At 70.5% G+C, this 26,162-nt stretch carries 33 protein-coding genes and 1 tRNA gene; 15 read left to right on the top strand and 19 right to left on the bottom strand.

Annotation, left to right across the window (positions count from 1 at the left end; genetic code table 11):
* Positions 1–54 precede the first annotated feature (54 nt).
* The gene (locus K6T50_RS11995) at positions 55–531 is read right to left on the bottom strand and encodes a hypothetical protein (protein ID WP_222606823.1); all 477 of its coding nucleotides are present in this window, start codon (positions 529–531) and stop codon (positions 55–57) included.
* A gap of 238 nt (positions 532–769) precedes the next feature.
* Positions 770–1,225, bottom strand: a complete 456-nt coding sequence (locus K6T50_RS11990; RefSeq protein WP_222606822.1) for an Hsp20/alpha crystallin family protein — start codon at positions 1,223–1,225, stop codon at positions 770–772.
* Positions 1,226–1,413: 188 nt separating this feature from the next.
* Here K6T50_RS11990 and hisH point away from each other — a divergent pair, with 188 nt between their 5' ends.
* Positions 1,414–2,058, top strand: a complete 645-nt coding sequence (hisH, locus tag K6T50_RS11985; RefSeq protein ID WP_222606821.1) for an imidazole glycerol phosphate synthase subunit HisH — start codon at positions 1,414–1,416, stop codon at positions 2,056–2,058.
* Positions 2,059–2,294: 236 nt separating this feature from the next.
* On the opposite strand, the gene pheA is transcribed toward hisH, so the two are convergent.
* The 4 genes from pheA to K6T50_RS11965 all read right to left on the bottom strand — a co-directional run bounded on the left by pheA (position 2,295) and on the right by K6T50_RS11965 (position 4,484).
* Complete coding sequence (gene pheA / locus K6T50_RS11980; protein ID WP_222606820.1) at positions 2,295–3,116, bottom strand: prephenate dehydratase; 822 nt, start codon at positions 3,114–3,116, stop codon at positions 2,295–2,297.
* 90 nt (positions 3,117–3,206) lie between these two features.
* The gene (gene hisE, locus K6T50_RS11975) at positions 3,207–3,548 is read right to left on the bottom strand and encodes a phosphoribosyl-ATP diphosphatase (protein WP_222606819.1); all 342 of its coding nucleotides are present in this window, start codon (positions 3,546–3,548) and stop codon (positions 3,207–3,209) included.
* A complete protein-coding gene (gene pdxT, locus K6T50_RS11970; protein ID WP_222606818.1) occupies positions 3,545–4,228 on the bottom strand; it encodes a pyridoxal 5'-phosphate synthase glutaminase subunit PdxT in 684 nt (227 codons plus the stop codon). Before pdxT ends, hisE begins: the two co-directional genes overlap by 4 nt.
* Positions 4,229–4,322: 94 nt before the next feature.
* Entirely contained in the window at positions 4,323–4,484 is a 162-nt protein-coding gene (locus K6T50_RS11965; RefSeq protein WP_073306607.1) for a preprotein translocase subunit Sec61beta, read from the bottom strand.
* Positions 4,485–4,618: 134 nt separating this feature from the next.
* Between K6T50_RS11965 and K6T50_RS11960 the strand changes: the two genes are divergently transcribed.
* Both K6T50_RS11960 and K6T50_RS11955 read left to right on the top strand, forming a co-directional pair.
* Complete coding sequence (locus K6T50_RS11960) at positions 4,619–4,885, top strand: thioredoxin family protein (protein ID WP_222606817.1); 267 nt, start codon at positions 4,619–4,621, stop codon at positions 4,883–4,885.
* A 75-nt stretch (positions 4,886–4,960) separates the two neighbouring features.
* A complete protein-coding gene (locus K6T50_RS11955) occupies positions 4,961–5,110 on the top strand; it encodes a 50S ribosomal protein L40e (RefSeq protein ID WP_222606816.1) in 150 nt (49 codons plus the stop codon).
* Between the two features lie 117 nt (positions 5,111–5,227).
* On the opposite strand, the gene K6T50_RS11950 is transcribed toward K6T50_RS11955, so the two are convergent.
* A complete protein-coding gene (locus tag K6T50_RS11950; RefSeq protein WP_222606815.1) occupies positions 5,228–5,854 on the bottom strand; it encodes an MBL fold metallo-hydrolase in 627 nt (208 codons plus the stop codon).
* 150 nt (positions 5,855–6,004) lie between these two features.
* Here K6T50_RS11950 and K6T50_RS11945 point away from each other — a divergent pair, with 150 nt between their 5' ends.
* Genes K6T50_RS11945 through K6T50_RS11935 form a run of 3 tightly spaced genes read left to right on the top strand, consistent with a single transcriptional unit; the run spans position 6,005 to position 7,693 of the window.
* The gene (locus K6T50_RS11945) at positions 6,005–6,175 is read left to right on the top strand and encodes a DUF5786 family protein (protein WP_222606814.1); all 171 of its coding nucleotides are present in this window, start codon (positions 6,005–6,007) and stop codon (positions 6,173–6,175) included.
* A 60-nt stretch (positions 6,176–6,235) separates the two neighbouring features.
* Entirely contained in the window at positions 6,236–7,054 is an 819-nt protein-coding gene (locus K6T50_RS11940) for an endonuclease dU (RefSeq protein WP_222606813.1), read from the top strand.
* A gap of 30 nt (positions 7,055–7,084) precedes the next feature.
* On the top strand, positions 7,085–7,693 hold the full coding sequence (locus K6T50_RS11935; RefSeq protein WP_222606812.1) for a uracil-DNA glycosylase: 609 nt from the start codon (positions 7,085–7,087) through the stop codon (positions 7,691–7,693).
* Between the two features lie 32 nt (positions 7,694–7,725).
* On the opposite strand, the gene K6T50_RS11930 is transcribed toward K6T50_RS11935, so the two are convergent.
* The 3 genes from K6T50_RS11930 to K6T50_RS11920 all read right to left on the bottom strand — a co-directional run bounded on the left by K6T50_RS11930 (position 7,726) and on the right by K6T50_RS11920 (position 10,265).
* The gene (locus K6T50_RS11930; protein WP_222606811.1) at positions 7,726–8,412 is read right to left on the bottom strand and encodes a rhomboid family intramembrane serine protease; all 687 of its coding nucleotides are present in this window, start codon (positions 8,410–8,412) and stop codon (positions 7,726–7,728) included.
* 120 nt (positions 8,413–8,532) lie between these two features.
* Complete coding sequence (locus tag K6T50_RS11925; protein ID WP_222606810.1) at positions 8,533–9,123, bottom strand: 50S ribosomal protein L15e; 591 nt, start codon at positions 9,121–9,123, stop codon at positions 8,533–8,535.
* 218 nt (positions 9,124–9,341) lie between these two features.
* The gene (locus tag K6T50_RS11920) at positions 9,342–10,265 is read right to left on the bottom strand and encodes a serine/threonine-protein kinase RIO2 (RefSeq protein ID WP_222606809.1); all 924 of its coding nucleotides are present in this window, start codon (positions 10,263–10,265) and stop codon (positions 9,342–9,344) included.
* 338 nt (positions 10,266–10,603) lie between these two features.
* Here K6T50_RS11920 and K6T50_RS11915 point away from each other — a divergent pair, with 338 nt between their 5' ends.
* Complete coding sequence (locus K6T50_RS11915) at positions 10,604–11,464, top strand: lipoate--protein ligase family protein (protein ID WP_222606808.1); 861 nt, start codon at positions 10,604–10,606, stop codon at positions 11,462–11,464.
* 292 nt (positions 11,465–11,756) lie between these two features.
* On the opposite strand, the gene K6T50_RS11910 is transcribed toward K6T50_RS11915, so the two are convergent.
* Both K6T50_RS11910 and K6T50_RS11905 read right to left on the bottom strand, forming a co-directional pair.
* Positions 11,757–12,305 carry a peroxiredoxin family protein gene (locus tag K6T50_RS11910; protein WP_222606807.1) on the bottom strand — a complete coding sequence of 183 codons (549 nt, stop codon included), beginning with the start codon at positions 12,303–12,305 and terminating at the stop codon, positions 11,757–11,759.
* Between the two features lie 102 nt (positions 12,306–12,407).
* On the bottom strand, positions 12,408–13,109 hold the full coding sequence (locus K6T50_RS11905) for a DUF4396 domain-containing protein (protein WP_222606806.1): 702 nt from the start codon (positions 13,107–13,109) through the stop codon (positions 12,408–12,410).
* A gap of 147 nt (positions 13,110–13,256) precedes the next feature.
* On the opposite strand from K6T50_RS11905, the gene K6T50_RS11900 reads away from it, so the two are divergent.
* From K6T50_RS11900 to K6T50_RS11870, 7 genes are all read left to right on the top strand, one after another.
* Positions 13,257–14,108, top strand: a complete 852-nt coding sequence (locus tag K6T50_RS11900) for a deoxyribonuclease IV (RefSeq protein ID WP_222606805.1) — start codon at positions 13,257–13,259, stop codon at positions 14,106–14,108.
* Between the two features lie 79 nt (positions 14,109–14,187).
* The gene (locus K6T50_RS11895) at positions 14,188–14,586 is read left to right on the top strand and encodes a hypothetical protein (RefSeq protein ID WP_222606804.1); all 399 of its coding nucleotides are present in this window, start codon (positions 14,188–14,190) and stop codon (positions 14,584–14,586) included.
* A gap of 54 nt (positions 14,587–14,640) precedes the next feature.
* Positions 14,641–15,549 (top strand): DUF3267 domain-containing protein, encoded by a 909-nt coding sequence (locus K6T50_RS11890; RefSeq protein ID WP_222606803.1) that lies wholly within the window; start codon positions 14,641–14,643, stop codon positions 15,547–15,549.
* 165 nt (positions 15,550–15,714) lie between these two features.
* On the top strand, positions 15,715–17,244 hold the full coding sequence (locus K6T50_RS11885; protein WP_222606802.1) for a carboxypeptidase M32: 1,530 nt from the start codon (positions 15,715–15,717) through the stop codon (positions 17,242–17,244).
* A 200-nt stretch (positions 17,245–17,444) separates the two neighbouring features.
* Positions 17,445–17,633 (top strand): HVO_0416 family zinc finger protein, encoded by a 189-nt coding sequence (locus tag K6T50_RS11880; protein ID WP_222606801.1) that lies wholly within the window; start codon positions 17,445–17,447, stop codon positions 17,631–17,633.
* Positions 17,634–17,774: 141 nt separating this feature from the next.
* Entirely contained in the window at positions 17,775–19,640 is a 1,866-nt protein-coding gene (locus K6T50_RS11875) for a UvrD-helicase domain-containing protein (protein WP_222606800.1), read from the top strand.
* Positions 19,641–20,882 carry a M24 family metallopeptidase gene (locus tag K6T50_RS11870; protein ID WP_222606799.1) on the top strand — a complete coding sequence of 414 codons (1,242 nt, stop codon included), beginning with the start codon at positions 19,641–19,643 and terminating at the stop codon, positions 20,880–20,882. It begins immediately after the preceding gene.
* Between the two features lie 9 nt (positions 20,883–20,891).
* Here the strand turns inward: K6T50_RS11870 and K6T50_RS11865 are convergent, their stop codons facing one another.
* On the bottom strand, positions 20,892–21,149 hold the full coding sequence (locus K6T50_RS11865) for a DUF7533 family protein (RefSeq protein ID WP_222606798.1): 258 nt from the start codon (positions 21,147–21,149) through the stop codon (positions 20,892–20,894).
* A gap of 69 nt (positions 21,150–21,218) precedes the next feature.
* Complete coding sequence (locus K6T50_RS11860; RefSeq protein ID WP_222606797.1) at positions 21,219–21,869, bottom strand: DUF502 domain-containing protein; 651 nt, start codon at positions 21,867–21,869, stop codon at positions 21,219–21,221.
* A gap of 84 nt (positions 21,870–21,953) precedes the next feature.
* Here K6T50_RS11860 and K6T50_RS11855 point away from each other — a divergent pair, with 84 nt between their 5' ends.
* Complete coding sequence (locus tag K6T50_RS11855; protein ID WP_222606796.1) at positions 21,954–22,634, top strand: riboflavin synthase; 681 nt, start codon at positions 21,954–21,956, stop codon at positions 22,632–22,634.
* 634 nt (positions 22,635–23,268) lie between these two features.
* Here the strand turns inward: K6T50_RS11855 and K6T50_RS11850 are convergent.
* From K6T50_RS11850 to K6T50_RS11830, 5 genes are all read right to left on the bottom strand, one after another.
* Positions 23,269–23,350, bottom strand: a tRNA-Ser gene (locus K6T50_RS11850).
* Between the two features lie 28 nt (positions 23,351–23,378).
* Positions 23,379–23,582, bottom strand: coding sequence for a DUF7981 family protein (locus K6T50_RS11845; protein ID WP_222606795.1), 204 nt, complete (start codon positions 23,580–23,582; stop codon positions 23,379–23,381).
* A 3-nt stretch (positions 23,583–23,585) separates the two neighbouring features.
* Positions 23,586–23,966, bottom strand: a complete 381-nt coding sequence (locus K6T50_RS11840) for a Rid family detoxifying hydrolase (protein WP_222606794.1) — start codon at positions 23,964–23,966, stop codon at positions 23,586–23,588.
* Positions 23,967–24,069: 103 nt separating this feature from the next.
* Positions 24,070–25,281, bottom strand: coding sequence for a threonine ammonia-lyase (gene ilvA, locus K6T50_RS11835; RefSeq protein WP_222606793.1), 1,212 nt, complete (start codon positions 25,279–25,281; stop codon positions 24,070–24,072).
* Between the two features lie 283 nt (positions 25,282–25,564).
* Positions 25,565–26,077 carry a gamma-glutamylcyclotransferase family protein gene (locus K6T50_RS11830; protein ID WP_222606792.1) on the bottom strand — a complete coding sequence of 171 codons (513 nt, stop codon included), beginning with the start codon at positions 26,075–26,077 and terminating at the stop codon, positions 25,565–25,567.
* Between the last annotated feature and the right edge of the window lie 85 nt (positions 26,078–26,162).

Below are 26,162 nucleotides of genomic sequence, written 5' to 3'. Positions count from 1 at the left end.
CGCCGCGGGCGAGACCTCGCACGGAGCCGGTCCCGCGCCTCGCGGTCCCGCGCGTCAGTTCCGTTCGTTCCAGTCCAGGTCCACGTCGCGGCGGGCGTCCTCGCCGGCCGCGAACGGGCCGAAACCGTACACGACGACCAACACCGCCAGCGCCGGCAGCGCGTTGGCCGCCAGCGGGAGGAGGTCGAACGGGACGCCGGCGAGAACGTTCCGAGGGACGAACGCAATGAGCAGCGCGACCCACGCGCCCGGAAGCACGACGAGCCCCCCGGCGAGTTCGATCCGCCGGGCGCGTTCGGTCGTCGTCGCCGGGAGCCCGCCGCGCCACGCGCCGACGGCGCCCGCGAGGGCGACCGCGGCGGCTATCAGGGCGCCGTCGGCCGGTCCCGCGAACCCGCCGGTCCAGCCCGGGGCGTCGAGGAACGCGGCGAGCCCGGCGAGCGAAATCCCGAAATGGACCGTCGCGAGCGCGTACGCGGCGCCGGCGACGGCCCGGTCGCGGACGGTTCCGGGTCGGCGATCTGTGGACACGGCCGGAGCGACGGTCGGCACGGGCAAGTCGGTATCGGACGACCGGAGAGGGGTGCCGGCAGCTTACGGAAGGCGGTTGGGAGGCGGGATGAGGGAAGTAGACGGGAAGGAAGCAGAGGACGAGGGCAGAAGACGAAGCGAGGGCAGGAAACGAGGGAAAACCGGAACGGGAACGAGCGGGCGCTCGGGCGCTGCGTTTCCCCGTCGGTAGCGGTGTCCCGTCGGTATCGGTGTGAACTCAGTCCGACTCGTTCACTTCGATGTGGTGTCCCTCGTCGCCCTCCTCGTCCATGTGGACCTTGGGCAGGGTGACGGTGAGCACGCCGTTCGAGTAGGTCGCGCTCGCGTCGTCCTCGACGACCTCCGCGGGGAGGGTGATCGAGCGGCGCAGCGACTCGGCGCGGCGCTCGCGGCGGAGGTACGCGCCCGTGTCGCCGTCGTCGCCGTCGTCGCGGGTCAACTCCCGCTCGGCAACGATCGAGAGCACGTCGTCGCGGACGGTCAGGTCGATGTGCTCGCGGTCGAACCCGGGGAGGTCCGCCATCACGACGATCTCGTCGTCGTACTCGGCGATGTCGACGTCGATGCCCGACCGTCGCATCGCGTCGAGGTCACCCCAGTCCATCCGCCCGACGTTGCGGGACATGCGGTCGAACATCCGGTTCATCTCGTCGAAGGGAGCGATGTTACTCATTGAATCTCACCGACACGTAGTACGCTCGCTGAGATATTAAACGTCGCTGAACGCGTGATAGCCTAGCTCACGCCGCCGGATTCGACACATCTGCGAGTTTCGGTTGGTCGATGAGCCGAAGCACGTGACCGTGCGGCGCACGCCGCCGGACGGGCAACCGTTTTCACCGCCCGCCCCGCAGATCGGGTATGAACGTCACCGTCATCGACTACGGCGTTGGCAACCTCCGGAGCCTCCGCCGCGGACTCGAACGGGCCGGCGCGGACGTGACCGTCTCCGACGACCCCGGGGCGATCCGCGACGCGGAGGCGCTCGTGTTGCCGGGCGTCGGCGCGTTCCGGGAGTGCGTGAACAACTCCGAGCCGTTCCACGACGTGCTCGTCGAGAAAGCCGAGGACACGCCGATCCTCGGCGTCTGCGTCGGGCTCCAGCTCATGTACGAGGAGAGCACCGAGGGCGCACCGGAGGGCGAGACCGTCGAGGGGCTCGGCCTCATTCCGGGGCGCGTCGAGCGGCTCCCCGATTCCGTGAAGGTGCCGCACATGGGCTGGAACGAGCTGACGCCCGAGCGCGACCACCCGATCACGGACGGGATCGAGGCCGGCGACTACGCGTACTTCGTTCACTCCTACTGCGCGGACGTGACCGATCGAACCATCGCCTCCTGCGAGTACGGTCGGCGCTTCGCCGCCGTCGCCGCCAACGAGGCCGGAAACGTGATCGGCACGCAGTTCCACCCCGAGAAGAGCGGCGAGACCGGGCTGCAGATTCTGAGCAACTTCGTCGACTACGCGGAGGCGTACCACGCCGGCGAGGTCGCCGCCGCCGAGTGACGGACGCTCGCGTCCCGCGACGAGGCGACGATCGCGCGACCCGCCGACCGACCATAGACGACGACGGATCAACTCGTTCTCGCGAACGTTGAAACCGGAAGCCGGGACCAGTGCCGCCGTGCGGTGAGCACTGTCCCCGACGGGAAGCGGGTGCGCGACGCCGGCGTCGGGGCGCGGACGCGGGGCGTCGCCTGTTCGCAAACCGAACACGTCCTGTCCGACCGGGTCGCCGACGGTCAGTACACCACGTGTTCGGTGTCGTACGAGCCGAGGACGCGGACCCAGCCGTCGCCGACGAGCTCCTCGACATCGCCGAGCGCCGCCTGCGCACGCTCCTCGTAGAGGCCGGCCTCGAAGTCGATGTGGAACAGGTAGTCGCCGAGCCGCTCGCCGCTCGGGCGCGACTCGATGCGCGAGAGGTTCACGTCGCGGTCGGCGAACGCCTCGAGCAGCTCCAGCAGCAGCCCCGGGTAGTTGGCGTCGGGGTAGACGACCACCGAGGTCTTGCCGCCGGCCTCGGTCCGCTCGTCGTCGCCGGCGACGACGAGGAAGCGCGTCGCGTTCGACGACTGGTCCTGGATGTCCTCGGCCAGCACCCGCAGGTCCACGCCGCCGTCGTCGGACGCCGCGTTGGCGGGGTGGCCGATGCCGGCGACCGACGGGTCCTCGCGGGCGCGCTCGACGCCGCGGGCGGTGGAGGCGACGGCCTCCCGCCGCGCGTCCGGATACTCGCGCTCCAGGTAGTCGCGACACTGCGCGAGCGCCTGCGAGTGGGAGGCGACCACCTCGAACGTCTCCGCCTGCGCGAGCAGCGCGTGGCGGATCGGCGTGACGATCTCGCGGACGACCGCCACGTCCGCCTCGGTGAGCGCGTCGAGGCTCTCGGTGACGCTCCCCTCGATGCTGTTCTCGACGGGGACGACCCCGCGGTCGTACTCCCCGCCGGCGACCGCCTCGACGATGGCGGTGACCGACTCGCGGAAGGCGACATCGTCGGCGACGGCCCGCGCGGCGCGGTGTGAGTACGTACCGGCGGGACCGAGCGTGACTGCCTGCATACCCCGCCGTGCGCCGTCGACCCCGATAAGGACACCGGGTTCGTCAGAACTTCCACACGATCGCGGTCGCCCACGATCGGGAGTCACGCCTCAAAAGCGGTCGCGCAGCTCCGCCCGCAGGTCCGCCACGTCGAGGTCCTTTCGCGCGAACAGCACGAGGAGGTGGTAGACGAGGTCGGCCGATTCGGCGGTCAGCTCCTCGAGGTCGTCGTCCTTGGCCGCGAGGATGGTCTCGGTCGCCTCCTCGCCGATCTTCTCCAGCACCGCGTTCTCGCCTTTCTCGTGGGTGAACAGCGAGGCGGTGTAGGAGCCCTCGGGGAGGCGCTCCTTGCGGTCCTCGATCGTCGCGAACAGCGCGTCGAGCACCTCCTCGTCGGGAACCGTCTCCGACTCGGGTTCGATGTCATCGCCGGCCGCGGCGTCGTCGCTCACGCGTCGACCCCCGCGTCGGCGTCGGCACCGGAATCGGCGTCGGCGTCCGCGCCGGAACCTGAGTCCGCCTCGGCATCGTCGTCCGCCGGGATCGCGGCGTGCTCCTGCCCGAAGAACGCCAGGTCGTGGATCCGCGAGTCGGGCGTCAACTCGGGGTGGAACGACGTGGCGATCACCGAGCCCTGCTTGACGGCGACCGGGTCGCCGTCCCACTCGGCGAGCACCTCGACGCCCTCGCCGACCTCGTCGATGACGGGCGCGCGGATGAACACCGCGGGGAACGGCTCGTCGAGCCCGGTCACCGAGAGCGGCGCCTCGAAGGAGTCCGCCTGCCGGCCGAACGCGTTGCGGTCGACGCTCACGTCGAGCACGTCCAGCGTCGCGACGCGGTCGTCCTTGGCGTCGCGGGAGGCGACGATGAGCCCCGCACACGTCGCGAGCAGGGGCTTGTCGGCGGCGACGTGGTCGCGGACCTCCTCGTCGATCCCCTCCTCGCGCAGCAGCCGGGAGATCGTCGTCGACTCGCCGCCCGGCATCAGCAACACGTCGCACTCCGGAACGACGCCGGCGTCGCGGATCTCGACGACCGCCGCGTCGACGCCGTGGCTCGCGGCCGCGCGGCGGACCGTGTCGGCGTGCTCGGAGACGTCGCCCTGGACGGCGATAACGCCCGCTTTCATGGGGGAGAATCGACGGGCTTCGGGTGAAAAGGTGTCGTTCGGTCAGGGCGCCGATCGGCGGTGTGTCGTCTGCGGGTGGGTCGTCCGTGGAGCCTCAGAACGCGAACCCGAGGATCAACACGAGGATCCCGAAGAGGAGCCCGAAGGCCACGACGGTCTTCGGGTCGATCCGGATCGCGTTGCGGTCCTCCGCGTCGAAGTAGCGGACGAGCCCCGCGCTGGACATCAGGCCGCCGCTGTTCTGGCCGCTGCTCATACACCGGTGATCGCGAGTCCCCCGCCTAAGCCTTTCGACCGGCGGTCGAGCGCGGCCGGCGGCGGAGGGCGACCGCCCGAGGGAGCGACCAGTGAGTAATCCTTATGCGCGGCCCGTCGCAACGGGCGGTCGGTATGAGCGTCCGACTCAAGGACTTCTACGCGGACTGGTGTGGCCCCTGTAAGACCCAGGACCCGATCCTCGACGAGCTCGAGGAGGACTATCCCGACGTGGACTTCGAGAAGGTCGACGTCGAGGAGGAACAGGAGATCGCGAACCAGTACCAGGTGCGCTCGCTCCCCACCCTCATCGTCGAGAACGACGACGGCGTCGTCGACCGGTTCGTCGGCGTCACCCAGCGCGAGGACCTGGAGGAGGCGCTCGCGCAGGCCGGCGCGTAAGGCCCCCGCACGTCGTACCGACGGCCCGGATCCGACTCGCAACCGTTAACACGCACGGCGCCGCTTCCCACACGTATGGCTCAATTCGACGCGGCCGAGCGCCGCACGCTCAACAAGCTCATCTGCATGCGGTGCAACGCTCGCAACCCCCAGCGCGCGGAGAACTGTCGCAAGTGCGGCTACGGGAACCTCCGCCCCAAGGCCAAGGAGCCGCGGACCGCGTAACGTCGCGGGTCGGCGTCGCGCCCGCGGACACCGCCTTCTGTTTCGGCCCGCAGCGTCGCCAGCGACGGCGACGCCGGACGCGGCTCTCCGGTCCCCGCAGCCGGCGTCGACCGCGCCCTACTCCTCCGGATACTTCGGCTCGCGGCGCTCGGCGCGCGCGAGCGCCCGCTCGATCACGTCGCGCACGGCGTCGCCGCCGGGGTCGGCGTGGAACGCGTCGCCGTGGCCCGCGTACAGCGACTCGACGGAGTCGGGAAGCCGGTCGAGCAGTTCCCGGAGGCTCTCGACGAGGCGCTCGCGCGACTGGCCGGCCATGTCGGTTCTGCCGAACGAGCCGTCGTCGAAGGCGCCGTCGTTGTACACGACCACGTCGCCGGAGAACAGCGCGGTCTCGGCGACCAGCGAGACGTGGTCGGCGGCGTGACCGGGTGTGTAGACGACCTCTGCCGTCTCGTCGCCGATCGAGACCTCGTCGCCGTCGGCGAGCGCGTGATCGCGTCGCGGGTGATCGCCGTACGCGTACAGCTCGGCGTCGAACGCGTCGAGCACGGCGTCCAACTCGCCCACGTGGTCGTGGTGTTGGTGGGTGAGGATCACCCGGTCGAGGTCGTCGGCGTGCTCGGCCACCACGTCGACGACGCCGGGCATCGTCCCCGCGTCGACGAGCGTCGACGCCGCGCCGTCGACGAAGTACGCGTTGCAGGTGAACTCCTCCGCGTCGGCCGTGACGTTGACCGCGTCCATGTCCGGGCACTGGGGAGCCGCGCGTAAAAGCCGACCTGCCGCGGCAGCGACGCGGTCGCGCGGTCGTCGGGCGGTCGTCGCGCGCGTCGCGTCGACCGAACCTCGCCGGCCCACAATTATTTCTGTCGGTACCGGCTACGTACACACGGTATGGGCTTCGGAAGCTACGACGAATCCGAACAGGAGAACCAGCAGCTCGATTCGGATCTCGACCAGGACACCGTCGGCGGCGGCGAGGCCGACCACGACGGCGACGTCGAGTTCGAGTTCGAAGCCTCGAACGACGAACTCCTCGACAAGCTCGAGCAGATCAAGGACTGACGGGCCGCGTTCGTCGGACGGCACCGCATCGCGCCATCGCACTCACTCTCGCACCAGCTCGTGACCTCCGGAACCCGCGCCATCGGCGTCGCCGTCTCGGCCGACGGTCGGTCGGACGCCGACCCGCCGGCGCGCGCGACGGTCGCGGCGGCGGTCGTCCGCGGGGACCGCGTGGTCGACGGACTCTCGTTTTCGACGTGTACCGTGGGCGGCAGCGACGCGACCGCCGCCGTCGTCGACTGCCTCGACCGTTTAGACCGGCCGGACGCCCGCAACGTGCTGATCGCGGGCGTCGCCCCCGCGTGGTTCAACCTGATCGACCTCCGCGGGGTGCACGAGGCGGCCGATCGGCCCGTCGTCGCAGTCTCGTTCGAGGCCAGCGCGGGGCTGGAGCCGCACCTGCGCGAGCATTTCGCCGACGACGCGCTCGACCGTCGGCTGGCCGTCTACGGGTCGCTTCCCGAGCGCGAACCGATCCGCCTCGACGGCGACGAGGTCGGGGGCGGCGGGGGTGACGGAGACGGAGCGGAACGCGGAGACGATCCGGATGACGGGGACGACCCGGAGAACAGGGACGACCCGGAGAACAGGGACGACCCGGAGAACAGGGACGACCCGGAGAACAGGGACGACCCGGAGAACAGGGACGACCCGGAGAACGGTTGCGACCCCGATCTCTGGCTTCGCTCCGTCGGCGTCGACACCGAGGCTGCCGCGCAGGTCGTCGCCGCACACACCCCGGACGGGCAGGGTCGTCCGGAGCCGCTTCGGGTCGCCCGGCTCGCGGCGCGCGCCGGACGGTCGTACGTCGACCGCCGGACGGGGACCGTGTCGGGTGACGCGCCGGACTCGGCGTCGGACGGGGCCCGAGACGGGTAGGTTTACCTCCGCGGCGGGTCGCGTTCGCGTATGAGCGAGCAGTCGCTGGACGCGGACCTGTGCGTGTCCGACTGCGAGCGCTGTCCGGCGCTCGTGGAGTCGCGATCGCGGATCGTCAACGGCGCCGGCCCGACCGACGCCGACCTCGTGTTCGTCGGCGAGGCGCCGGGCGCGAACGAGGACGAGGAGGGAGAGCCGTTCGTCGGCCGCTCCGGGACCGTGCTGGACGACGCGCTGCGCGACGTCGGGCTCGCGCGCGCCGACGTTCGCATCACGAACTGCGTGCGCTGCCGCCCGCCGGACAACCGCGACCCCCACAGCGAGGAGCTGGACAACTGTCGCGGCTACCTCGCCGAGGAGCTCGCGCGCGTCGACCCCGAGCTCGTCGTCACGCTCGGGAAGGTGCCCTCCCAGCACCTCCTCGGCCGCTCGGTCGCCGTGACGAAGGAGGCCGGCGAGGTGTTCGACGCCCGCGTCGGCGACGCGGCGGTCCGCCTGCTGGTGTGTCTCCACCCGGCCGCGACGCTGTACGACCGGAACCAGGCCGACGCGTTCGAGGAGACGATCCGGACGGCTGCGGAGCTGTCGGGACTGGCGGACGGGGGGTCGGGCGGGCAATCCTCGCTGGGCGACTACTGAGCGCGTCGGCGACGCCGAGCGCTGCGGGGAGCCTACGACTCGTCTGTGGTTCCCGACACGCCGGGCGTCCCGCGCCACAGCGCGCCGACCAGCAGTCCGAACACGAGCCCCGAGAGGTGCCCGCCGTTCACCGCTGCGGGCGCCCCCGGGAGGTTCGCGAGGAGGTCGACCGAAACCGTGAGGACCGACGACACGCCGACCACGGCGGCGACGAGATCAAGCTCGGAGATGTCGTCCCGGTGGCCGATCCCCCGCGTCAGCGCGAACCCCCCGAGCGCGTAGCCGAGCCCGCTGATCCCGTAGACGGCGACGTTCGACGCCGGGCTGTACGCGAGCAGCACCGCGTAGCCGACGCCGAGCGCGAGCGTCGCCCCCGCGACCAGAAAGAGCCAGTAGCCGCCGGGCGAGAAGTGCCGCTCCTGGGGTGCGAGCACGAGCAGGACGAGCACGTTCGTGAGGAAGTGGGGGACGCCCCGGTGCAGGAACGGCGAGAGGAGGAACACCGCGTCGCCCCCTTCGAGGTACAGCAGCGCCGTCAGCGCGCGTACCGACGGTGCTCCCGTGGCCCACGCCGCGACCACCTGCAGGAGAAACACCGTCGACGTGAGCGCGACGACCGTCAGCGTCGTCCGCGTGCGTGCCGCACGGTACTGCCGACGGAGCGTGGAGACGAACGCGCGCCAGTCGGCGGTCGAGGCCGGTCGGTCCGCTGGCTGCATCGAGCGGTGCTCGGAGACAGACGCCCTTAGCACTTCCTCGGGTCCGGCTTCGATGTGGCCGCCGCTGTGTAGGTGGCGTCGGCGAAAAGTTCGAGTTCGGTCTCTGGGTTGCGGCCGGCGTTACTTTCCGCCGCGGTCGCCGCGCGACACCGACGGGCGGGTCTTCTCGGTGCCCTTGCCGCGCTGGCTCAGGCCGCGGTTGCGCTTGCCGGCGTTCGTGAGGCCGCGGAACGCCCGGCCCTTCTGGGAGTCGTCGCAGATCCAGTTGAGCTCGTCGTCGTTCTCGATCGCGGGGTGTTCGGGGTCGACGAGGATCACTTCGGTCCACTTCTGGGAGCCGTCCTGGCCCACCGGGTAGGAGGCGAGCACGCGGAGGTTCGGGTACTTCCGCGAGACGCGCTCCTCGCCGATGCGCTGGATGGACTTCCGGCGACCGATGCGGTTGACGCCCTGGCGCTTCGTTCGGCGGCCGGCCTTGTGGCGCTGCTTGCGCGCGCCGCCCTTGCGGACGGAGACGCGCGCCATCACGACGCCCTGCTTGGCCTTGTAGCCGAGTTCGCGCGCCTTGTCGAGGCGGGTCGGCCGGTCGATCCGGACGATGGCGCCCTCGTCGCGCCACTCCTGCTTGCGCTGCCACTGCAGTTCCGCGAGCTTGCCCTCGTCCTGGTTCCGCCAGGCTTCCTTGATGTGGGAGTAGAAGCTTCGTGCCATTGGTGGTCTCCGCGGGCGCTTGCGATTCAACCGCGTCGGGGGACCCCGAGCGGTCACATTTCGTCCCGGCGTACCGGGTGCCCACTGGCGGCCCACCTGCCAGCGAGTTACCAGTAGTTCCGGACAGGCGCTTGTAAGGGCTCCGTTTCGGCTCGTCACCGTGCGGACCGGTCACACTGCGGTCCCGCTGGGACCGGCGGAGGCGATCCCCCTCGAGCCTACGCTTCCGGCTCCGACCCGGCGAAGGCGCGCACCGACTCGAACTCGCCGTCGACGATCGCGTCCGCGACCGCGTCGGCGTCGACGTCGGGCGTCTCGCTCGGGTACTTCCGCCCGAAGTAGCTCACGATGTTGTCCACGTCGCGCGCGAGCAGTTCGTCGGCGTTCTCGTGGTCCGTCTCGACCGACTGGGGCCAGTCGAAGATCACGATCCCGTCGTCGCTGACGGCGACGTTGTACTCGGAGATGTCCGCGTGGACGTAGCCCGCGCGGTACGCCAGGTCCATCTCCCGGAGCACCAGATCGAGCACCCCCACCGCCTGCTCGGATCGGAGCTTCGCGTCCGCCAGCTCCGGGCCGGGGAGCTTCTCCATCACGATCGCGTGGCGGTTGTGGTCGATCGGCCGCGGCACCGAGACCTGCGGGTAGAGGTCCTCCAGCGCGCCGTACTCGCGCTCGGCGGCCTTGCGCGCGGTGTACTGCCAGGAGACGTGGTTGTTGTCGCTGGTGTAGTCGCGCTCCTTGTTCACCTCGCGGAAGTTGGTGTACCCCTCGCGGTGGAACTTCAGCGCCATCGGGCGGTACGTCTCCACCTCGTACACGTCGCTTTCCTTCCCGACGCCCAGCGACGACCCCATCCCCGTGACCGTCTCGCGCTCCGCGAACGTGTGCAGCGCCAGCGCGTCGTACCCCTCGAAGGTGAGCTGGTACCCCTCGTACTGGATCGTCTTGCGCCGGATGAGGTCGCGGTCGGCACAGCGGTCGATCCGGTACTCGGCGTTCTCCTCGGAGAGTCCGGCGTACTCCGGGATCTTCTCGACGTTGACCCACTCCGAGAAGCGCATGCCCTGCTCGACGCCCGAGAGGAGATAGAAGTCCTCGGGCTCGAGTTCGGCCATCGTCTCGGCGACGTTTCCGACCATTGCCCGTGTGTCGTCGCCGCGAGGTGAAAAGGGGTTCGTGGCGATCCTGAGTGGTGGGGGTGTACGGGATCGTCGGTGTGAGGTCGGACCGGAACGGTTCGAAAGCCCCCGCGACGCTCGGGTCGGTGCGGCCGCTGCGCTCCTCGGCTCGCTCCCGTCCGGTCGCTCCCCTGCGGTGCTTGTCGGTCCGCGCCTTCCCCGAGCGTCGCGGCCCCTTTCAGTCCCACCCGGCGGCTGTCCCGTCGAGCGTCGCGGCCGTCTGCTCGGTGTGCGCGCGAATCGCGGCCGCCCGGCGAGACGACCGGGGGCTCTTTGGCCGGCGACGACGGAGGGTCGGTATGAGCGATACGGACGCCGACGGCGACGCCGCCGGGGTCGACCGCGGCCCCCTCGCCGCCCGCGAGTGGCGCCTGATCCGCGAGGAAGCGCGCCCCGGCCCGCTGAACATGGCGCTCGACGAGGTCGCCGCCGAGACCGCCGCCGACGGCGGCCCGCGGACGGTCCGCGTGTACCGCTGGGAGCCCTCCTGTCTGTCGATGGGGTACGCGCAGGATCCCGAGACGGTTGATTGGGATCACTGCGCCGACGCGGGAGTCGACGTGACGCGCCGGCAGACCGGCGGCGGCGGCATCTACCACGACCGCGACGGCGACATCTCCTACTCGATCACGGCGCCCGCCGAGGAGCTGCCCGGGAAGCTGCTCGACGCCTACCACCTGCTGTGTGAGCCCGTCCTCGACGCTCTCCGCGCGCTCGGCGTCGACGCCGGCTACGCCGACGAGGAGCGCCCGGCGATCTATCAGCCCGCCTGCTACCTCCGCGCGCTGCACCCGGCCCACGACGTGTGCGCCGACGGCGGTGCCGGCCGGAAGCTCTCGGGTAACGCGCAGTACAGGCGGGACGAGAGCGTCATCCAGCACGGCTCGGTGACGTTCGACGCGAAGCCCCGCGAGCACCTGGCGGTCTTCCGAGACCACGGCGTGAGCGAGGAGCGGTTCGCCGAGCGCGTCGGGGGGATCACGGACTACGCGGACGCGACGCGGGGGGACGCCGTCGCCGCCTTCGAGGAGTCGCTGGCGGGGTGGACCGACGCCGAGGCGGGCAAGTGGACCGAGGCGGAGCTTGCGCGGGCGGAGGAGATCGCCGACGAGAAGTACCGATCGGACGACTGGGTGCGCGAGCGGCCGGGACGCCGGTGACCGGAACGCCCGCCCGTCGCGACTGCTGACTGCTCGTCGCGTACACGCTCGGCAGTCCGACCGCGACGATCGCCGGACGGCCGCAGGGAGGGAATGGAAGGGGCCGCGTCCGTCGGCGAACCTCGGCCCCGCAAGCACCGCAGCGACCGCAGGGAGCGAGGAGCACAGCTCGGGCCGCGGGAGCCGACGGGCGCGGGGGCTTCCGGACGGGTGGCTGTGCGGTCGCGTCGCCGCGGTTGCGGTCACGAGAACATCGACCGGCGTCAAGCGAACCGATCGTCCCGGAAAACGTCTAAAACCCGAACGTCTCGGGCTCGTCGCCGAGTTCCGCCCGCACCGCCTCGTGGAGTTCCGCGACGGGCGGCGTGTCGCGCGTCGGGTCGAGCCAGTGCTCGCCGAGCCAACGGTAGCGGATCTCGCCGTCCTCGTCGATGAGGAAACACGAGCGGCGCGAGCGGCGGAACACCCCGAACGTCCGGTAGGCGACGCCGAAGGCCTCCGAGATCGCGAGGTCGGTGTCGGCGTACAGCGGGAAGCCCAGATCCAGTCGGTCGATGAACTGGCGGTGCAGGCGCGGGCCGGACTTCGAGACGCCGACGACGTTCACCTCCTCGCCGGAGGCGAACCAGTCGAAGTCGCGGAAGGCGCACCACTCCTCGATGCAGTCGGGGCTGAAGTCGACGGTGTAGAAACTGAGGAGGACGGGCCTGTCGAGCAACTCCGAGAGCGACGCCTCGCGCGTCTCCCCTTCGGGAGTGACGAGCGTCGCGGTGAACTCGGGGGCGGGATCGCCCACATCGAGCGGGTCGCTCGGCCGATCCTTTGGGTCCGACCGTGGCATGTAGCGGTCCGGACGGCGGTCCCGTCAATAAGCGTGGGGTCCCCGCTGTCGGGGGTGATAATCGAGCGCGACGGACGGGGTCGCGGACGACATCGGCTCCCGTCACAGCTCCGCCGGGTTCGCCATCCCCTCCTTGACGCCGACGCGGACGAGCGCGACGTTCACCGGGTACGCGGCGAGGTAGCCGATCGACAGCGAGAACGCCAGCGCGCCCCAGAACAGGAGGTCGCCGACGTGCGCGTCGGCCGCGAGCAGGAGGTCGGTGCCGATCGCGACGACCTCCATCACCGTGATCGACGGCGTCTCGCTGTAGAACGCGTCGGCGACGGCCTCGCGGAGGCCGACGCCCTCCTGCAGCAGGGGTCCGACGGTCAACGAGAAGCCGAACAGGTACGCGAACCCGAACGTCGTCGCCGCGACCCAGCCGACCGCCAGTCCGAGCAGTCCCTGCGCCAGCAGGATACCCGTCACCTCGCCGGCGCCGCAGCCTGAGTAGCAGTGAGCGGTCGACCGGAAACCGCGCCGCGCCAGCGAATCGCGGGGGATCTGAGTTCGACCGGCGTACCAGTACACCGCCAGCCCGAACGGTCCGGAGTACAGCACCGTCAGCGTCCAGACACCCTTCATTAGCGACGGGATCGCCTCGTTGCGCTCGCGGAGGTCCCACAGCAGCACCGCCGTCGAGACCGCGACGACGACGGCCCACGCGCCCATCACGCGCGGGTCAGACAGCGGGGGAACGAACAGCTCGCGGGCGGGCTCGAAGGCGCGTTCGAGGCGACTGACGACCGTGTCGACCTGCATGGCGTGTGTACCCGTCGGCTATGCCGTTGGGACGGAAAGGGACGGTGGCCGTGTGGTCACTAGCGGGAACCGGGAACCCCGTGGATCCGCCGCGACTCGGCGGCCGCTTCCGAAGCCGCTTTGCCCCCCGCCTCGTGACCGGAGGGTATGAGCGCAGACAGCGACCCGACGCTGCGCGTCGGGGCACACGAGTCCATCGCCGGCGGCACGTACAACGCGGTCGACGCGCTGGTCGACGACGGCGGCAACTGCGGCCAGATCTTCACCCACTCCCCGCAGGTGTGGCAGGACCCGAACATCGACGACGACGAGGCCGAGCGGTTCCGCGCCGCCAGCGACGAGCACGGCGTCGGCCCGTGGGTCATCCACTCGTCGTACCTCGTGAATCTCTGCACGCCGAAGGACGACCTCCGCGAGAAATCGGTCGACTCGATGCAACAGGAGGTCGACGCCGCCGACAAGCTGGGCATCCCGTACGTGAACGTCCACCTGGGCGCCCACACCGGCGCCGGCGTCGAGCAGGGCCTCGACAACGCAGCCAGCGCGCTGGACGAACTCGACATCCCGGACGGCGTGACCGTCCTCGTCGAGTCCGACGCCGGCTCGGGCACCAAGCTCGGCGGCGACTTCGAGCACCTCGCGGCGGTGCTGGAGCGCTCCGAGCAGGACCTCGACATCTGTCTCGACACCGCCCACGCGTTCGCCGCCGGCTACGACCTCTCGACGGCCGAGGGCGTCGAGGGGACTGTCGCCGAACTCGACGAGGTCGTCGGGCTGGAGCACCTCCGGTGCGTCCACCTCAACGACTCGAAACACGAGTGCGGGACGAACAAGGACGAGCACGCCCACGTCGGCGAGGGGCTCATCGGCGAGGAGGGCATGCGCGCGTTCGTCAACCACGAGGACCTGCGCGACGTGCCGCTCGTGCTGGAGACGCCGACGGAGGACGGCAAGTCCTTCGCGTGGAACATCCAGCGCGTGAAGGAACTGCGGGAGTAACCGCGCCCGCGTCCCCGAGTACCACCCCGGCGACGCTACCGCGAACTCACCCGGCCCGATGACCCGAAGTCCCCACTCCATGATCGCGCAGTTCGCACTCTGGACCGCCGGCGCCGTCGGGGTGCAACTGGTCCTCGGCGTCTCGTGGGGGTCGCCCGCGAGCGCGCTCGACCCGGCGGCGCTCGCTGACGCCGCGCTCGTCGGCGCCTGCGTCGCCGTCGGCGCCCTCGCGGTGTCGCCGCTGTCGATGTACGGCCGGGACATCGTCGGGGTGTTCGTCGGCACCGTCCTCCTCACCCTGCTGTCGACGACCGCGTTCGGCGCCGACGCGTCGACCGTGGACCAGTTCCTCTCCCTCGCCGGCGGCTACGGCGTGTTCGTCGCCCTCGCGTACACGGTCGGCTGGGCCCTCGACGGCGTCGTCCGCCGGGGCGTCATCGTCGAGGACGGCGCCGCGACGTTCGCGGGGCCGCGGTAGCCGTCCGGCGCGAACCGGACAAGCAGTTTAGTAAGCCCGCTGAGAGGTGCGAGCATGGTCACCGCGTCCTCCGGCGATCCCGAGACCGTGCTCGCCGACCTCCAGTTATCCCGAAGCCTCACGATCCAATGGACGGTCGTCGGGACGATGGGGTTCGGCGTCGCGGTCGCCGCCTTCGGCGCCCTCTATCAGCTGTTCACCGGCGAGGCGGTGACGTTCCAGTTCGCGTCGGCCGATGTCGCCTGGTGGGTGGGGCCGATGAACGTCCTGGCCGTCGCCGCGTTGGCCACCGTCATCCTCGTTCCCCACGAGTGGCTCCACGGGCTGGCGATCCGATACTACGGCGGGGAGCCGCGGTACGGCGTCGGCCTCGCGCACTTCATCCTCCCGTACGCGTACGCGACGACCGACCACCGCTTCACCCGAGACCAGTTTCTCGTCGTCCTGCTCGTGCCGCTGATCGGGATAACGGCGGTCGGCGTCCCGCTGCTGATCGTCTTCGAGTGGAGCTGGCTCGTCATCCCCCTCGCGGCGAACGCGGGCGGCGCGGTCGGCGACCTCTGGATGTCGATGACGCTGCTGGGGTACCCGTCGCACGTCGACGTCGAGGACCACAGGACCGGGATCCGGATCCTCGGTCGGGAGACGGACCGCCCGCGAGAGCTCTCGATGACCGCCGTCGTGTGGGACGCGCTCGTCGGCGCGGCGGTCACGTCCGTCGGCATTCTGGTCGCGTTGAGCTTCGGCGGCCTGTTCCTCCTCGACGCGCTCGGCGTCGGGTCGTTCACCGTCGGCACGCCGGGGACGATCACCTACGTGGTCGGGTACGTCAACACGCCCGAGGAGATCTCCGTGAGCGTCGGCCTCGGCGTTCCGGCCCTCGGCGGACTGATCGGGCTGGCGTACTCGTTCGTCCGGAGCTACCGGCGACTCGGGCGGTCCGCCGGCGCCGGGGACGCGTAACGGATCGGCGCCCGCACCGCTTGGACCGCGCGGTGCCTCGGTGACGGCACCGGGTCTTCTCGGCCGGTATCTTCCCGACCGCCATCTCCCCGACCGCCAGCCCGACTATCGGCCATCCGTGCGGGCCACCCGGAGCTTGATACCGCGGGACACGGAGCCTCTCGCATGGCACCGCCGAACGCCGACCTCGACTCGACGGTCTCCGACGACGCGCCCGACGCGTATCGGGACCTCATGGACAGGTACCAGCGCATCTCGCACCTCGAAAGCGGCAGCGGCGTCCTCTACTGGGACCAGCAGGTGACGATGCCGACCGGCGGCACCGCCGCCCGCGGGAAGCAGCTCGCGGCGCTGTCGGCGACGACCCACGAGAAGCTCACGGGCGAGGGGATCGCCGACGCGCTCGCTGCGGCCGAGGCCGCCGACCTCGACGGCGAGCGCGCGGCGAACGTCCGCGAGATCCGGCGACGCCACGAGCGCAACCGCAGCGTCCCCGAGGAACTGGTGGAGGAGCTGACCGAGCAGCAGTCCGCCAGCCAGCAAGTGTGGAAGGAGGCGAAGGCCGACGACGACTTCGACCGCTTCGCGCCGACGCTGGAGACGCTTCGGGACCTCCACGTCGAGCGCGCCGAGGCGATCGACCCCGATCGCCCGTCCTACGAGGTCATGTACGAGGACGGCGAGCCGTACCTCCCGCTGGAGCGGCTGGAGGAGGTCTTCGAGGAACTGAAGGCGGGGCTCGTTCCCCTCATCGAGGAGATAGAGGCGTCCGACGTCGACCTCGCGTCGCCGTTCGTCGCGGCGGGTCCCTACGACGACGCGACCCAGCGCGGCCTGTCGGAATCCGTGCTGGATCTGCTGAACTACCCCGACGACCGCGGGCGGCTGGACGTGTCCGCGCATCCGTTCACCTCCGGCAACCAGTTCGACGCTCGCATCACGACACGCTTCAAGCCCGAGGACCCGATGGACGCGTTCACCGCCACCGTCCACGAGTTCGGGCACGCGAGCTACGAGCTCGGCCTGCCGGACGGCCGCTTCGGCGAGCCGCTGGGGGCCTCGCTCTCGTCGGGCCTCCACGAGAGCCAGTCGCGCTTCTGGGAGAACCACGTCGCGCGCACCGAGCCGTTCTGGGAGGGGTTCGTCGAGGAGGCGAACGACCACCTCGGCACCGACGCCACCGCGCGGGAGGCGTACCAGGCGGTGAACCAGATCTACCCGGACAACCTCATCCGCGTCGAGGCGGACGAGCTCACCTACCACCTGCACATCATCCTCCGGTGTGAGATCGACCGCGCGTTCGTCGAGGGCGACGTCTCCGTCGAGGAGATCCCCCACGTCTGGAACGAGAAGATGGACGACTACCTCGGCGTCGTGCCCGACACCGACGCCGACGGCTGTCTGCAGGACATCCACTGGAGCAGCCGCTTCGCCGCGTTCCAGGGGTACACCATCGGCTCGGTGCTGGCGGCACAGCTCGATCACGCGATGCGCGAGGACCTGGGCGACGTGGACGCGCTGATCCGCGAGGGCGACCTCCGGCCGCTGTGGGAGTGGATGACCGAACACGTCCACCGCCACGGCCGCCGCTATCCGACCGACGAACTCGTCGAGGTCGCCACCGGCGAGCCGCTGACGGCCGAGTACTTCCTCGACTACGTCGAGGAGAAGTTCGGCAAGCTGTACGATCTCTGAGCGACGATCGCGACCGACGATCGCTGACCGACGATCGCCGAGAGACGGCCCCCGAGGACGAACCGAACGCGGCCCGCGTCCGAACCGCGATCCGACCACTCCGCGGCCGGTGGGGACGCTCTCCCGCCGCCGTCTGCCGATTTCACGAACGAGAGAGTCGCCACAAGCTATATCACCCGCCATGGTATAGCGTACCATGTATGGCGTCGGCACCGAGCCCCGATGGCGACCTGTTCGACGAGTTCCTGACCAGTCGCGGCCACGACGTGGAGACGGCCCGATGGGAGGAGTCGTATAACAAGAAACAGTGTCCCGACTGTGGCGGCCTTCACGACGGCGACGCGGCCGAGTGCTCGGTGTGCGGTTGGCGACCGGAGGCGGTGAACTGACCGGCTGACGACCGACCGACCGACCCGCGCGCTCGTCGCCGCCCGCTCGCGGCGCGAGCGCGTCGAGACGACCTTCTCCGTTCCGAACACGTCCGTCCGCGAGCGCGAGCCACGGCGCTTATGAGTCGTGGACGAGAGGGCATGGTAATGAGCGACCCGACGGTGACCCGCCTGTTCGGTGGCCCGGGCAGCGGGAAGACGACCGCGCTCCTCGACCGCGTCGAGGGGCTCATCGACGAGGGCGCGGACATCCGTGACATCCTCGTCGTCTCGTACACGCGCGCGGCGGCATCCGAGGTGCGCGAGCGCCTCGCCGAACGTCTCGACACCACCCCGCGTCACCTGCAGGGGAACGTCGCGACGATGCACGCGAAGGCGTACGAGCTGTTGAACCTCTCCCGGGGCGACGTGGTCGGCGAGGACGACAAGGAGGCGTTCTGCGACGACTACGGCGTCGAGTACGAGGACGAGTACTCAGGCGGCGGCCGCCGCACCGCGCGGTCGACGACGCTCGGCAACAAGGTGATCGCCACCTCGCAGTGGCTCCAGCGCACCAAGCGTGACGTGGCCGACTGGTACGACGTGCCGTTCCAGTGGGACGTCGAGGAGGTCCGGCTCCCGCCGGAGATCGACCCCAACGCCCAGGAGGGGAACAAGTACACCCCGACGTGGCCCGGCGACGACGACCGCCTGGACGTGCCGGAGGCGATCCGGGCGTGGCGCGCCTACAAGGGCGACAACGGGCTGGTCGGGTTCGCCGACATGCTCGAACGGGTGAAACAGCGCTCGCTACTCCCCAGCGTCGACCACCTCGTGATCGACGAGTTCCAGGACATCACCACGCTGCAGTACGAGGTGTTCGAGGAGTGGAAGCCGCACATGGACTCGTGTCTCATCGCCGGCGACGACGACCAGGTCGTGTACGCCTGGCAGGGCGCCGACCCCGCCCTCTTGCTCGACACCGAGGTCGACGAGGACGAGGTGCTGCCCAACTCCTATCGCCTCCCCTCGAACATCCTCAACGTCGTCAACACGGAGATCCGCCACATCGACAAGCGCCAGGAGAAGGACCTCAAGCCGCGCAAGGAGGGCGGCGCAGTGGAGGCGGTCGACTCCCCGTCGATGCTGGATCTCGTCAGGAACGTCCGCCACACCGTCCAGAGCACGGACGACGAGACGGTGATGGTCCTGTTCCGCGCGCGCTACCAGATGTTCGACTTCATCGACGAGTTCATCTCCGAGGGCATCCCGTTCTCGTGTCTCACCGACCAGCGGATGTGGACCGACCGGCTCACCGACTACGTCCGCGCGGTCGAGGCCGTCGACAAGGGCGAGGCGCTGACGGCGCTGCAGGCCCGGCGCCTCGCGGACATCCTCCAGGACTCGGCGTTCGGGAGCAACGACCGCGACGAGCTGTACGACTTCCTCGACGAGGTCGATGAGACCGCGGAGGAGGACGACCTCGCGGAGATCCCGCTGTCGCCGGAGGACGTGAAGGAGTACGTCCCGTTCATGCCCGACGGACCGTCCGCCGGGGACATGGCCCGCAAGATCACCAGCTTCCAGCGGAAGTCGGTGAAGGCGTACTTCGCGGGCGAGTACGCCGGCGAGGACCCCGACCGGGTTCGCCTCGGCACGATCCACTCCGCGAAGGGTCGCGAGGCCGACCACGTGTTCGTCAACACCGACCTCACCGAGAAGGTCGTCGAGCAGATGGCCGCCCAGGCCGACCAGCAGGGGCTCGACGTGACCGGCCGCGACGGCGAGGAGTTCACCAAGTCCACCAGCCCGGTGCCGGTGCTCACGGACAACGAGCGCCGGGTCTTCTACGTCGGCATGTCGCGCGCCCGCGAACGGCTCGTCCTCATGCAGAACCTCGTCACCGGCGCGCCGACGTTGCCGATCTCGGTGGTCCTCCACAACGAGATCCGCGAGGGCGACCCCCAGGAGATCGTCGACGAGATCGTCGAGACGGTCGAGGCGCCCGACCCCGAAGTCGAGGCGTAGATGCCCCCGCAGCGAGACGGCGATGCCGACGGTGACGACGCCGCCGGCGACGACGCGCTCGACACGAGCTACGCGCCGCTCGCGACCGAACTCGCCGACCGCGACGCCGCGGGGTTCGTCGCCGTCGGCGACCGCTTCGACGACGACCTCCGGTGGCTCACGCGCGTTTCGGGCCCGGATCGCGACTACGCGTTCGTGGCGACGCCCGCGAGCGGCGGCGACGGCGACTCGGAGGCGGACGGGTACCCCAACGGCGTCCACACGGCGCTGTGCGCGCCGGCGCTGTTCGACAAGCAAGCGCGCCGGGAGTTCCCCGGCGACGAGGTCCGCGTCGGCGACCAGGGGGATCCGGCCGGCGTCCGCGCGGCCGCCGCGCTCGCCGACCGCGGCGCCGACGGCGGGGCCGTGCTCGTTCCGCAGGGGATCCCTCACGACGCCGTCGTGTATCTCGAACGGGCCGGCTACGAGGTCACCTCGACCGACGCCGTCGCCCGCGCCCGCGAGACGAAGACCGACGCCGAGATCGATCGCCTGCGGCGCGTCCAGCGCGCGGCGATCCGCGGGATCGCCCGGGGCGAGGAGATCCTCGCCGAGGCGACCGTCGACGCCGACGCGGTCCGCTGGAACGGCGGCGTGCTCTCGACCGAGCGCCTCCGCCGACAGGTGAACGAGACCCTCGCGGCCCACGGCGTCCGCGACGCCGGGAACACGGTTATCGGCGCGGGCGCGACCGCCGCCGACCTCCACTACACCGGCACCGACGTGATCCGCCCGGGCGAGACGGTGCTGCTCGACGTGTCGCCCCGGGGGCCCGACGGCTACTACGGCGACGTGACGCGCACCTTCGCCGTCGACCCCGACGGCGGCTGGGAGCGCCGGGCATACCTCGCCGTCGAGCGCGCCCGGGAGGCCGCCCTCGACGAGGTCGCCGCCGGCGTCCCCGCCTCGACCGTTCACGAGGAGGCCGCCGCCGAACTCGCGGCCCACGGCTTCCGCGTCGACTCCGACGAGGTCGGGTTCATCCACTCGACGGGCCACGGCGTCGGCGTCTCCCTCCACGAGGGGCCGTCGCTGGGGAGCGACGACGAACTGACGGCCGGCCACGTGGTCACGATCGAGCCGGGCGTGTACGACCCCGAGGAGGGTGGAGTCAGACTGGAGGACCTGATTTTCGTCACCGACGACGGCTACGAACTCCTCGGCGAGTACCCGTTCTCGCTGGTGCCGCGGCGTCGCGAGTAGCCGGTCGAGCTACCGATCGTCGCGCCCGTCGGAACCGTCTGGCGTGTCGACCACGGCGTCGACGGCCGTCTCGGCCGCCTTCGCCGGCACGTCGTCGGGGCTCGTGAGCCGACGGGGCAACACGACCATCAGGACCGCGATCAGGACGGCCACCGCGCCGAACAGCGTGCTGCCGTCGAGGATCGTCTGAACGCCGTAGACTGCGACCGGGAGCGCGAAGATCAGCGTCGCCGCGAGTCCGACCTGTTCGAGGATGCCGAGCGCCACGCTCGCCGGTAGACCGGCGGACGTTGAAACCCTGTCGCCCGCGCTCCGGTCGCGATAGATCGCGAGGAGTCACTCGGCCGCGTCCGAGGCGACCGCCGCGGGGAGTCGCTCGGGGTCCTCGACCGACAGCCCCGTCGTGACGAGCAGCCGGAGGCCGCGGGCGACGCTCATGTCGATCTCCGCGTAGTCGTCGGGGTGCATCATCGCCAGCTTGCCGGCGGTGGGGTTCGGGCTGTGCGGGAAGAAGACGGTCATCAGCTCCTCGCCGGCCGTCCGGCGAACGCTGCGGGGGGCGGGGTTCGTGACGAAGCCGATCGACCACGTGCCGTCGCGGGGGAACTCCGCGACGACGACGCGGTCGAAGCCGTCGCCCGGCGACGCCAGCGACTCGCTCACCTGCCGGACGCCGAAGTACACCGCCCGGACGACCGGGAGGAGCCGGACGCCGCGCTCGAAGCCGCCGAACAGCCGCCGGCCGGCCTCGTGGGAGGCGACGAACCCGACGACGGTGACCCCGAGCGCGATGAGCACGACCGCGAGCGCCGTCGCCACCGCCTCGTTGCCGACCAGCGCCGCCAGCCCCGTCCCGCGGACGGTCGGCGCGAGCGTTCCCGAGAGCCGGTCGACCGCCAGATCGAGCAGGAACAGCGTCACCGCCAACGGGAGCACGACGAACAGCCCCGCCACGAAGCTCGAACGAAGCCGCGCGATCGCGTCCATACCGGCCGACGGGTCGGGGGCCGACTTAACTCCTCGCGTCACGCTATCGGAACGCTTTCCGTTTGCGGGACACTCGGATCGGGTATGTTCACCGGAATCGTGGAGACCGCCGGCGAGGTCGCCGGGCGCGAGGAGACGCCCGACGGGCTCCGCCTGCGCGTCGCCGCCGAGGGGCTCGACGACCTCCACCACGGCCAGTCGATCGCCGTCAGCGGCGTCTGTCTCACCGTCGAGGAGTTCGGCGCGGTCGACGCCGCGGGGACCGGGGACGGCGACGCCGGCGACCGCTCGTGGTTCTCCGTGTTCCTCGCGGCCGAGACGGTCGCGAAGACGTATCTGGACGACCTGCGCGAGGGCGACGCGGTCAACGTCGAGCGCGCGCTCGCGGCCGACGGTCGCTTCGACGGCCACGTCGTGCAGGGCCACGTCGACACGACCGCCGAGATCACCGGCATCGAGCGCGTCGGCGAGGACTGGCGCTTCACGTTCTCGATCCCCGAAGGGTTCGGCCGCTACGTCGTCGACAAGGGGTCGGTGGCGCTCGACGGCATCTCGCTCACGGTCGCCGAGAAGCGCGGCGACGAGTTCGACGTGGCGATCATCCCGACGTCCTACGAGCTGACGACGCTCTCGGAGAAGGCGGTCGGCGACCCGGTGCACGTCGAGGTCGACGTGGTCGCGAAGTACGTGGAGAACATGCTGGAGGGGTACGCCGAGTCGCTGTTGGCGGACGCGCCGGAGTCGGCTCCGTCGGCGGACGACTGAGGCCGATGTTCTGCGGTCGGCGCGTGCCGGCGGGCCTGTGTGCCCGCCGGAAGCGCGCGAGGGATGAGGGAGGAGCGGGAGCGAAGCGAGCGCGACGACCGAATCGGCTGGGGAGGTCGTGGCTGCGGTGCGGTCGGGTGGGACTGAAAGGGGCCGGTTCGCTCGTGAGCCGAGGCGACGCAAGTACCGCAGGCCGAAGGCCGAGGAGCGCAGCGAGACGCAGGCCACGAGCGAACCGGGGGCTTTCGCGGTCTTCACTACGGTGTCAGTACCAACAGCGGTATCGGACCTTCTCGTGGCGGGTTACCAAGTCTAAAGAGCCAGGACAGGGATTTGAACCACGCCGAGGCGGTCCTGCTCGCTCGCTTCGCTCGCTGCGCGGGCTGCGACTCGTCTACTTCAAATCCCCGTCGAACAGGTACGTACGGGGCGACGACTCACTCACTGCGTTCGTTCGCTGTATCGCCCCGAACAGTACGCCAGGACAGGGATTTGAACTCCTGAAGACGGTCGCCTCGCGTCGACCTCACTTCGTTCGGTCGCGCTCGGCGCTGCGACTTCCGTGTTCAAATCCCTGCACGCGGGTTTCACGGAGCCACGGCTCGCTCCGCTCGCCGTGTGGCTCCGTCAGAAACGCCAGGACAGGGATTTGAACCCTGGATCCCATAGGGGAACACGCTTTCCAGGCGTGCGCCTTACCACTCGGCCATCCTGGCTCGCACTGATCCTACCCTACTGCGAGTTTTAAGCCTGTCCCTTCCGCGTCAGTCGATGCTCCAGACCGTACGACGCCGCGGCGACGACCGCGCCCACGACCGCCGCGAGCGCGAACAGCGCGGCGAAGCCGAACGGCAGTCCGGGGCCGACCAGCACCAACGCCTGCCCGCCGACGAGCACGACCAACAGGCCGATGGCGCCCCACAGCAGCGCCGACTTCTCGCGGGACACCGCCTACGACACGTCGACGACCGCCTCGATCTCGACGCCGACGCCCTTCGGGAGCGCGCCCGCCTGCACCGCCGAGCGCGCCGGCGGCTCGGACTCGAAGTACGCGGCGTACGTCTCGTTCATCTCCTCGAAGTCGTCGATGTCCGCGAGGAACACCGTCGTCTTCAGCACGTCCGAGGCGTCCCCGCCCGCCTCCGCCACGATCGCGAGGAGGTTGTCGAGCGCGAGCTCGGTCTGTTCGGCGATCGGCGCGTCGTCCCGCAACTCGCCGTCGGGGGTGAGCGGGATCTGCCCCGCGGTGAACAGGAGGTCGCCGTTCGTCGTCGCCTGGCTGTACGCGCCGACCGCCGCCGGCGCCTCGTCGGTGGAGACGATTTCCTTCATGTCCGGGGGTCCGACCGGCCGGCGCATAAATCGCGGGGGAGTCGGTCGGCGCTGTGTGGCGCACACTCGTCGCCCCGGCGACCTCCGCGAGGACTGCGTCGCCTCAGGTTTCGACCTCGACCTCGTAGCCCGCCTCCTCCAGCGCGGCGACGACCTCGGCGGCGTGGTCGTGGCCGTGGGTCTCCAGCTCGATCTCGAGATCCGCCGCGTCGACGGCGATGTCGCGAGAGGTGCGGTCGTGGCTCAGCGCGTACACGTTCGCGTCCTCGCGGGCGATGATGCTCGCGACGCGCTCCAGCTCCCCGGGGCGGTCCTTCAGCTCCAGGGAGATCTTCAGGTAGCGACCCATCCGCACGAGCCCCCGGAGGATCACCGTGATCAGCGTGTTCATGTCGATGTTCCCGCCGCACAGCGCCGGAACGATCGTCTCGCCGTCCTCGTACTCGAACTTCTCCTCAAGCACCGCCGCCAGCGCCACCGCGCCCGCGCCCTCGACGACCGTCTTCGAGCGTTCCAGCAGGAGCGTGAGCGTCTCGGCGATCTCCTCGTCGTCGACGGTGACGACCTCGTCGACGCGCTCGCGGATGTACGGGAACGTGTGCTCGCCCACCTCCCGCACCGCGATCCCGTCGGCGACGGTGTCGACGCCCTCCAGTTCGACCCGCTCGCCCTCGCGCACCGACCGCGCGGCGGAGTCGGCGCCGGCGGCCTGGACGCCGACGACGCGCACGTCGTCGAGCGCGCCCTTCAGCGCCGTCGCGACGCCGGCGATGAGCCCGCCGCCGCCGATGGGGACGACCACCGTGTCGACCTCGGGGCACTGCTCCGCGATCTCCAAGCCGATCGTCCCCTGCCCGGCCATCACAAGTTCGTCCTCGAAGGCGTGGAGGTACACCTTGTCCTCCTCGCGCTCGATCTCGTGGGCGTGTGCCTGCGCCTCGTCGTAGTCGATGCCGTGGAGCACCACGTCGCCGCCGTAGCGTTTGGTCGCCTCGACCTTCGAGACGGGCGCGTACTTCGGCATCACGATGGTCGAGTCCACCCCGGCCCGCGTCGCCGCGAGCGCGACGCCCTGCGCGTGGTTGCCGGCGCTGGCGGTGACGACGCCCCGCTCGCGCTCCTCGTCGGTGAGCGCGGCGATCCGGTTCATCGCGCCGCGGATCTTGAACGCGCCGGTGCGCTGGGTGTTCTCCAGTTTCAGGTGGACGTCCGCCCCGGTCATCTCCGCGAAGCCGAACGAGTAGTTCAGCGGCGTCCGTACGGCGACCTGTTCGACGTGCTCGCGGGCGGCGAGCACGTCGTCGTAACTGAGCATACCCCGGCTTCGCCGGTCGCCGGTGTATCGGTTGTGGTCGCCGCAGTCGACCGATCGGGAGGCGACCCCCACAGCACGGCTGATCGACCCGGCCGACGGGCGAGCGAGCCGACGGCTCGCGGCTCGAACGTGGGGAAAGAGGGGGAATGCACGCGTGTGACGTGCAACAGCAGACAGGTACCCCGAGTATATAAAAGTAAGTCACGCGGAGTGTAAGTGAAATCGCCGGACAGCGGCCTCCTCTCGCCGGCGTCAGACGCTTGTCCGCCTCCCGTCTCGCGTTTCAACCTTGCGGCTGAACTCGAACCGTGACGCCGCGTTCGCGGACCGTCCGCGCCACCCGCTCCTCGAACGGGTCCGAGCCCGGCCAGGACGCCGGCGCGTCGAGCCGCGCGGGGTCGCCGACGTACACCGCCGCCTCGCCCCGACGCTCGCCGTCGGGACCGACCAGCGGAACGGACACCCGCACGTACAGGCCGTCGTCGACCCGCTCGTACGCGTCGAGCGCCGCCATCTCGTCGGTTCGAAGCAGCCGACCGCCGACCGTCGCGTCGACGCCGATGTCGTCCCCGCAGACACTGTCGTCGCCGGCGACGCCGTCGCCGCCGTTCGTACCGGCGTCGCCGTCGGTCCCGTCTCCGGCGTTCCCTGCCTCAACGGGCGGCGCGAGCGCCGGGTATCGGCCCTCGACGACGCGCAACCCCTCCAGTCTCGCCGCGCCGACGAACGCGAACGAGTCGAGCACCTCGCGCACCCGGTCGGGCTCGGTCAACGTTCCGTACACGAACACGTCCATGGAGGCCACAGCCCGCCCGCGGGCTTGGCTGTTGGGGCGAGCGCAGCCGGCGCATGCCGCTTCCGGAACCGCCAAACCGCGGCCG

It is taken from the genome of Halobaculum magnesiiphilum, from assembly GCF_019823105.1.
Lineage (GTDB): Archaea > Halobacteriota > Halobacteria > Halobacteriales > Haloferacaceae > Halobaculum > Halobaculum magnesiiphilum.
The sequence above is the reverse complement of the archived record's forward strand: the minus strand, read 5'-3'. Positions and strand labels throughout refer to the sequence as shown.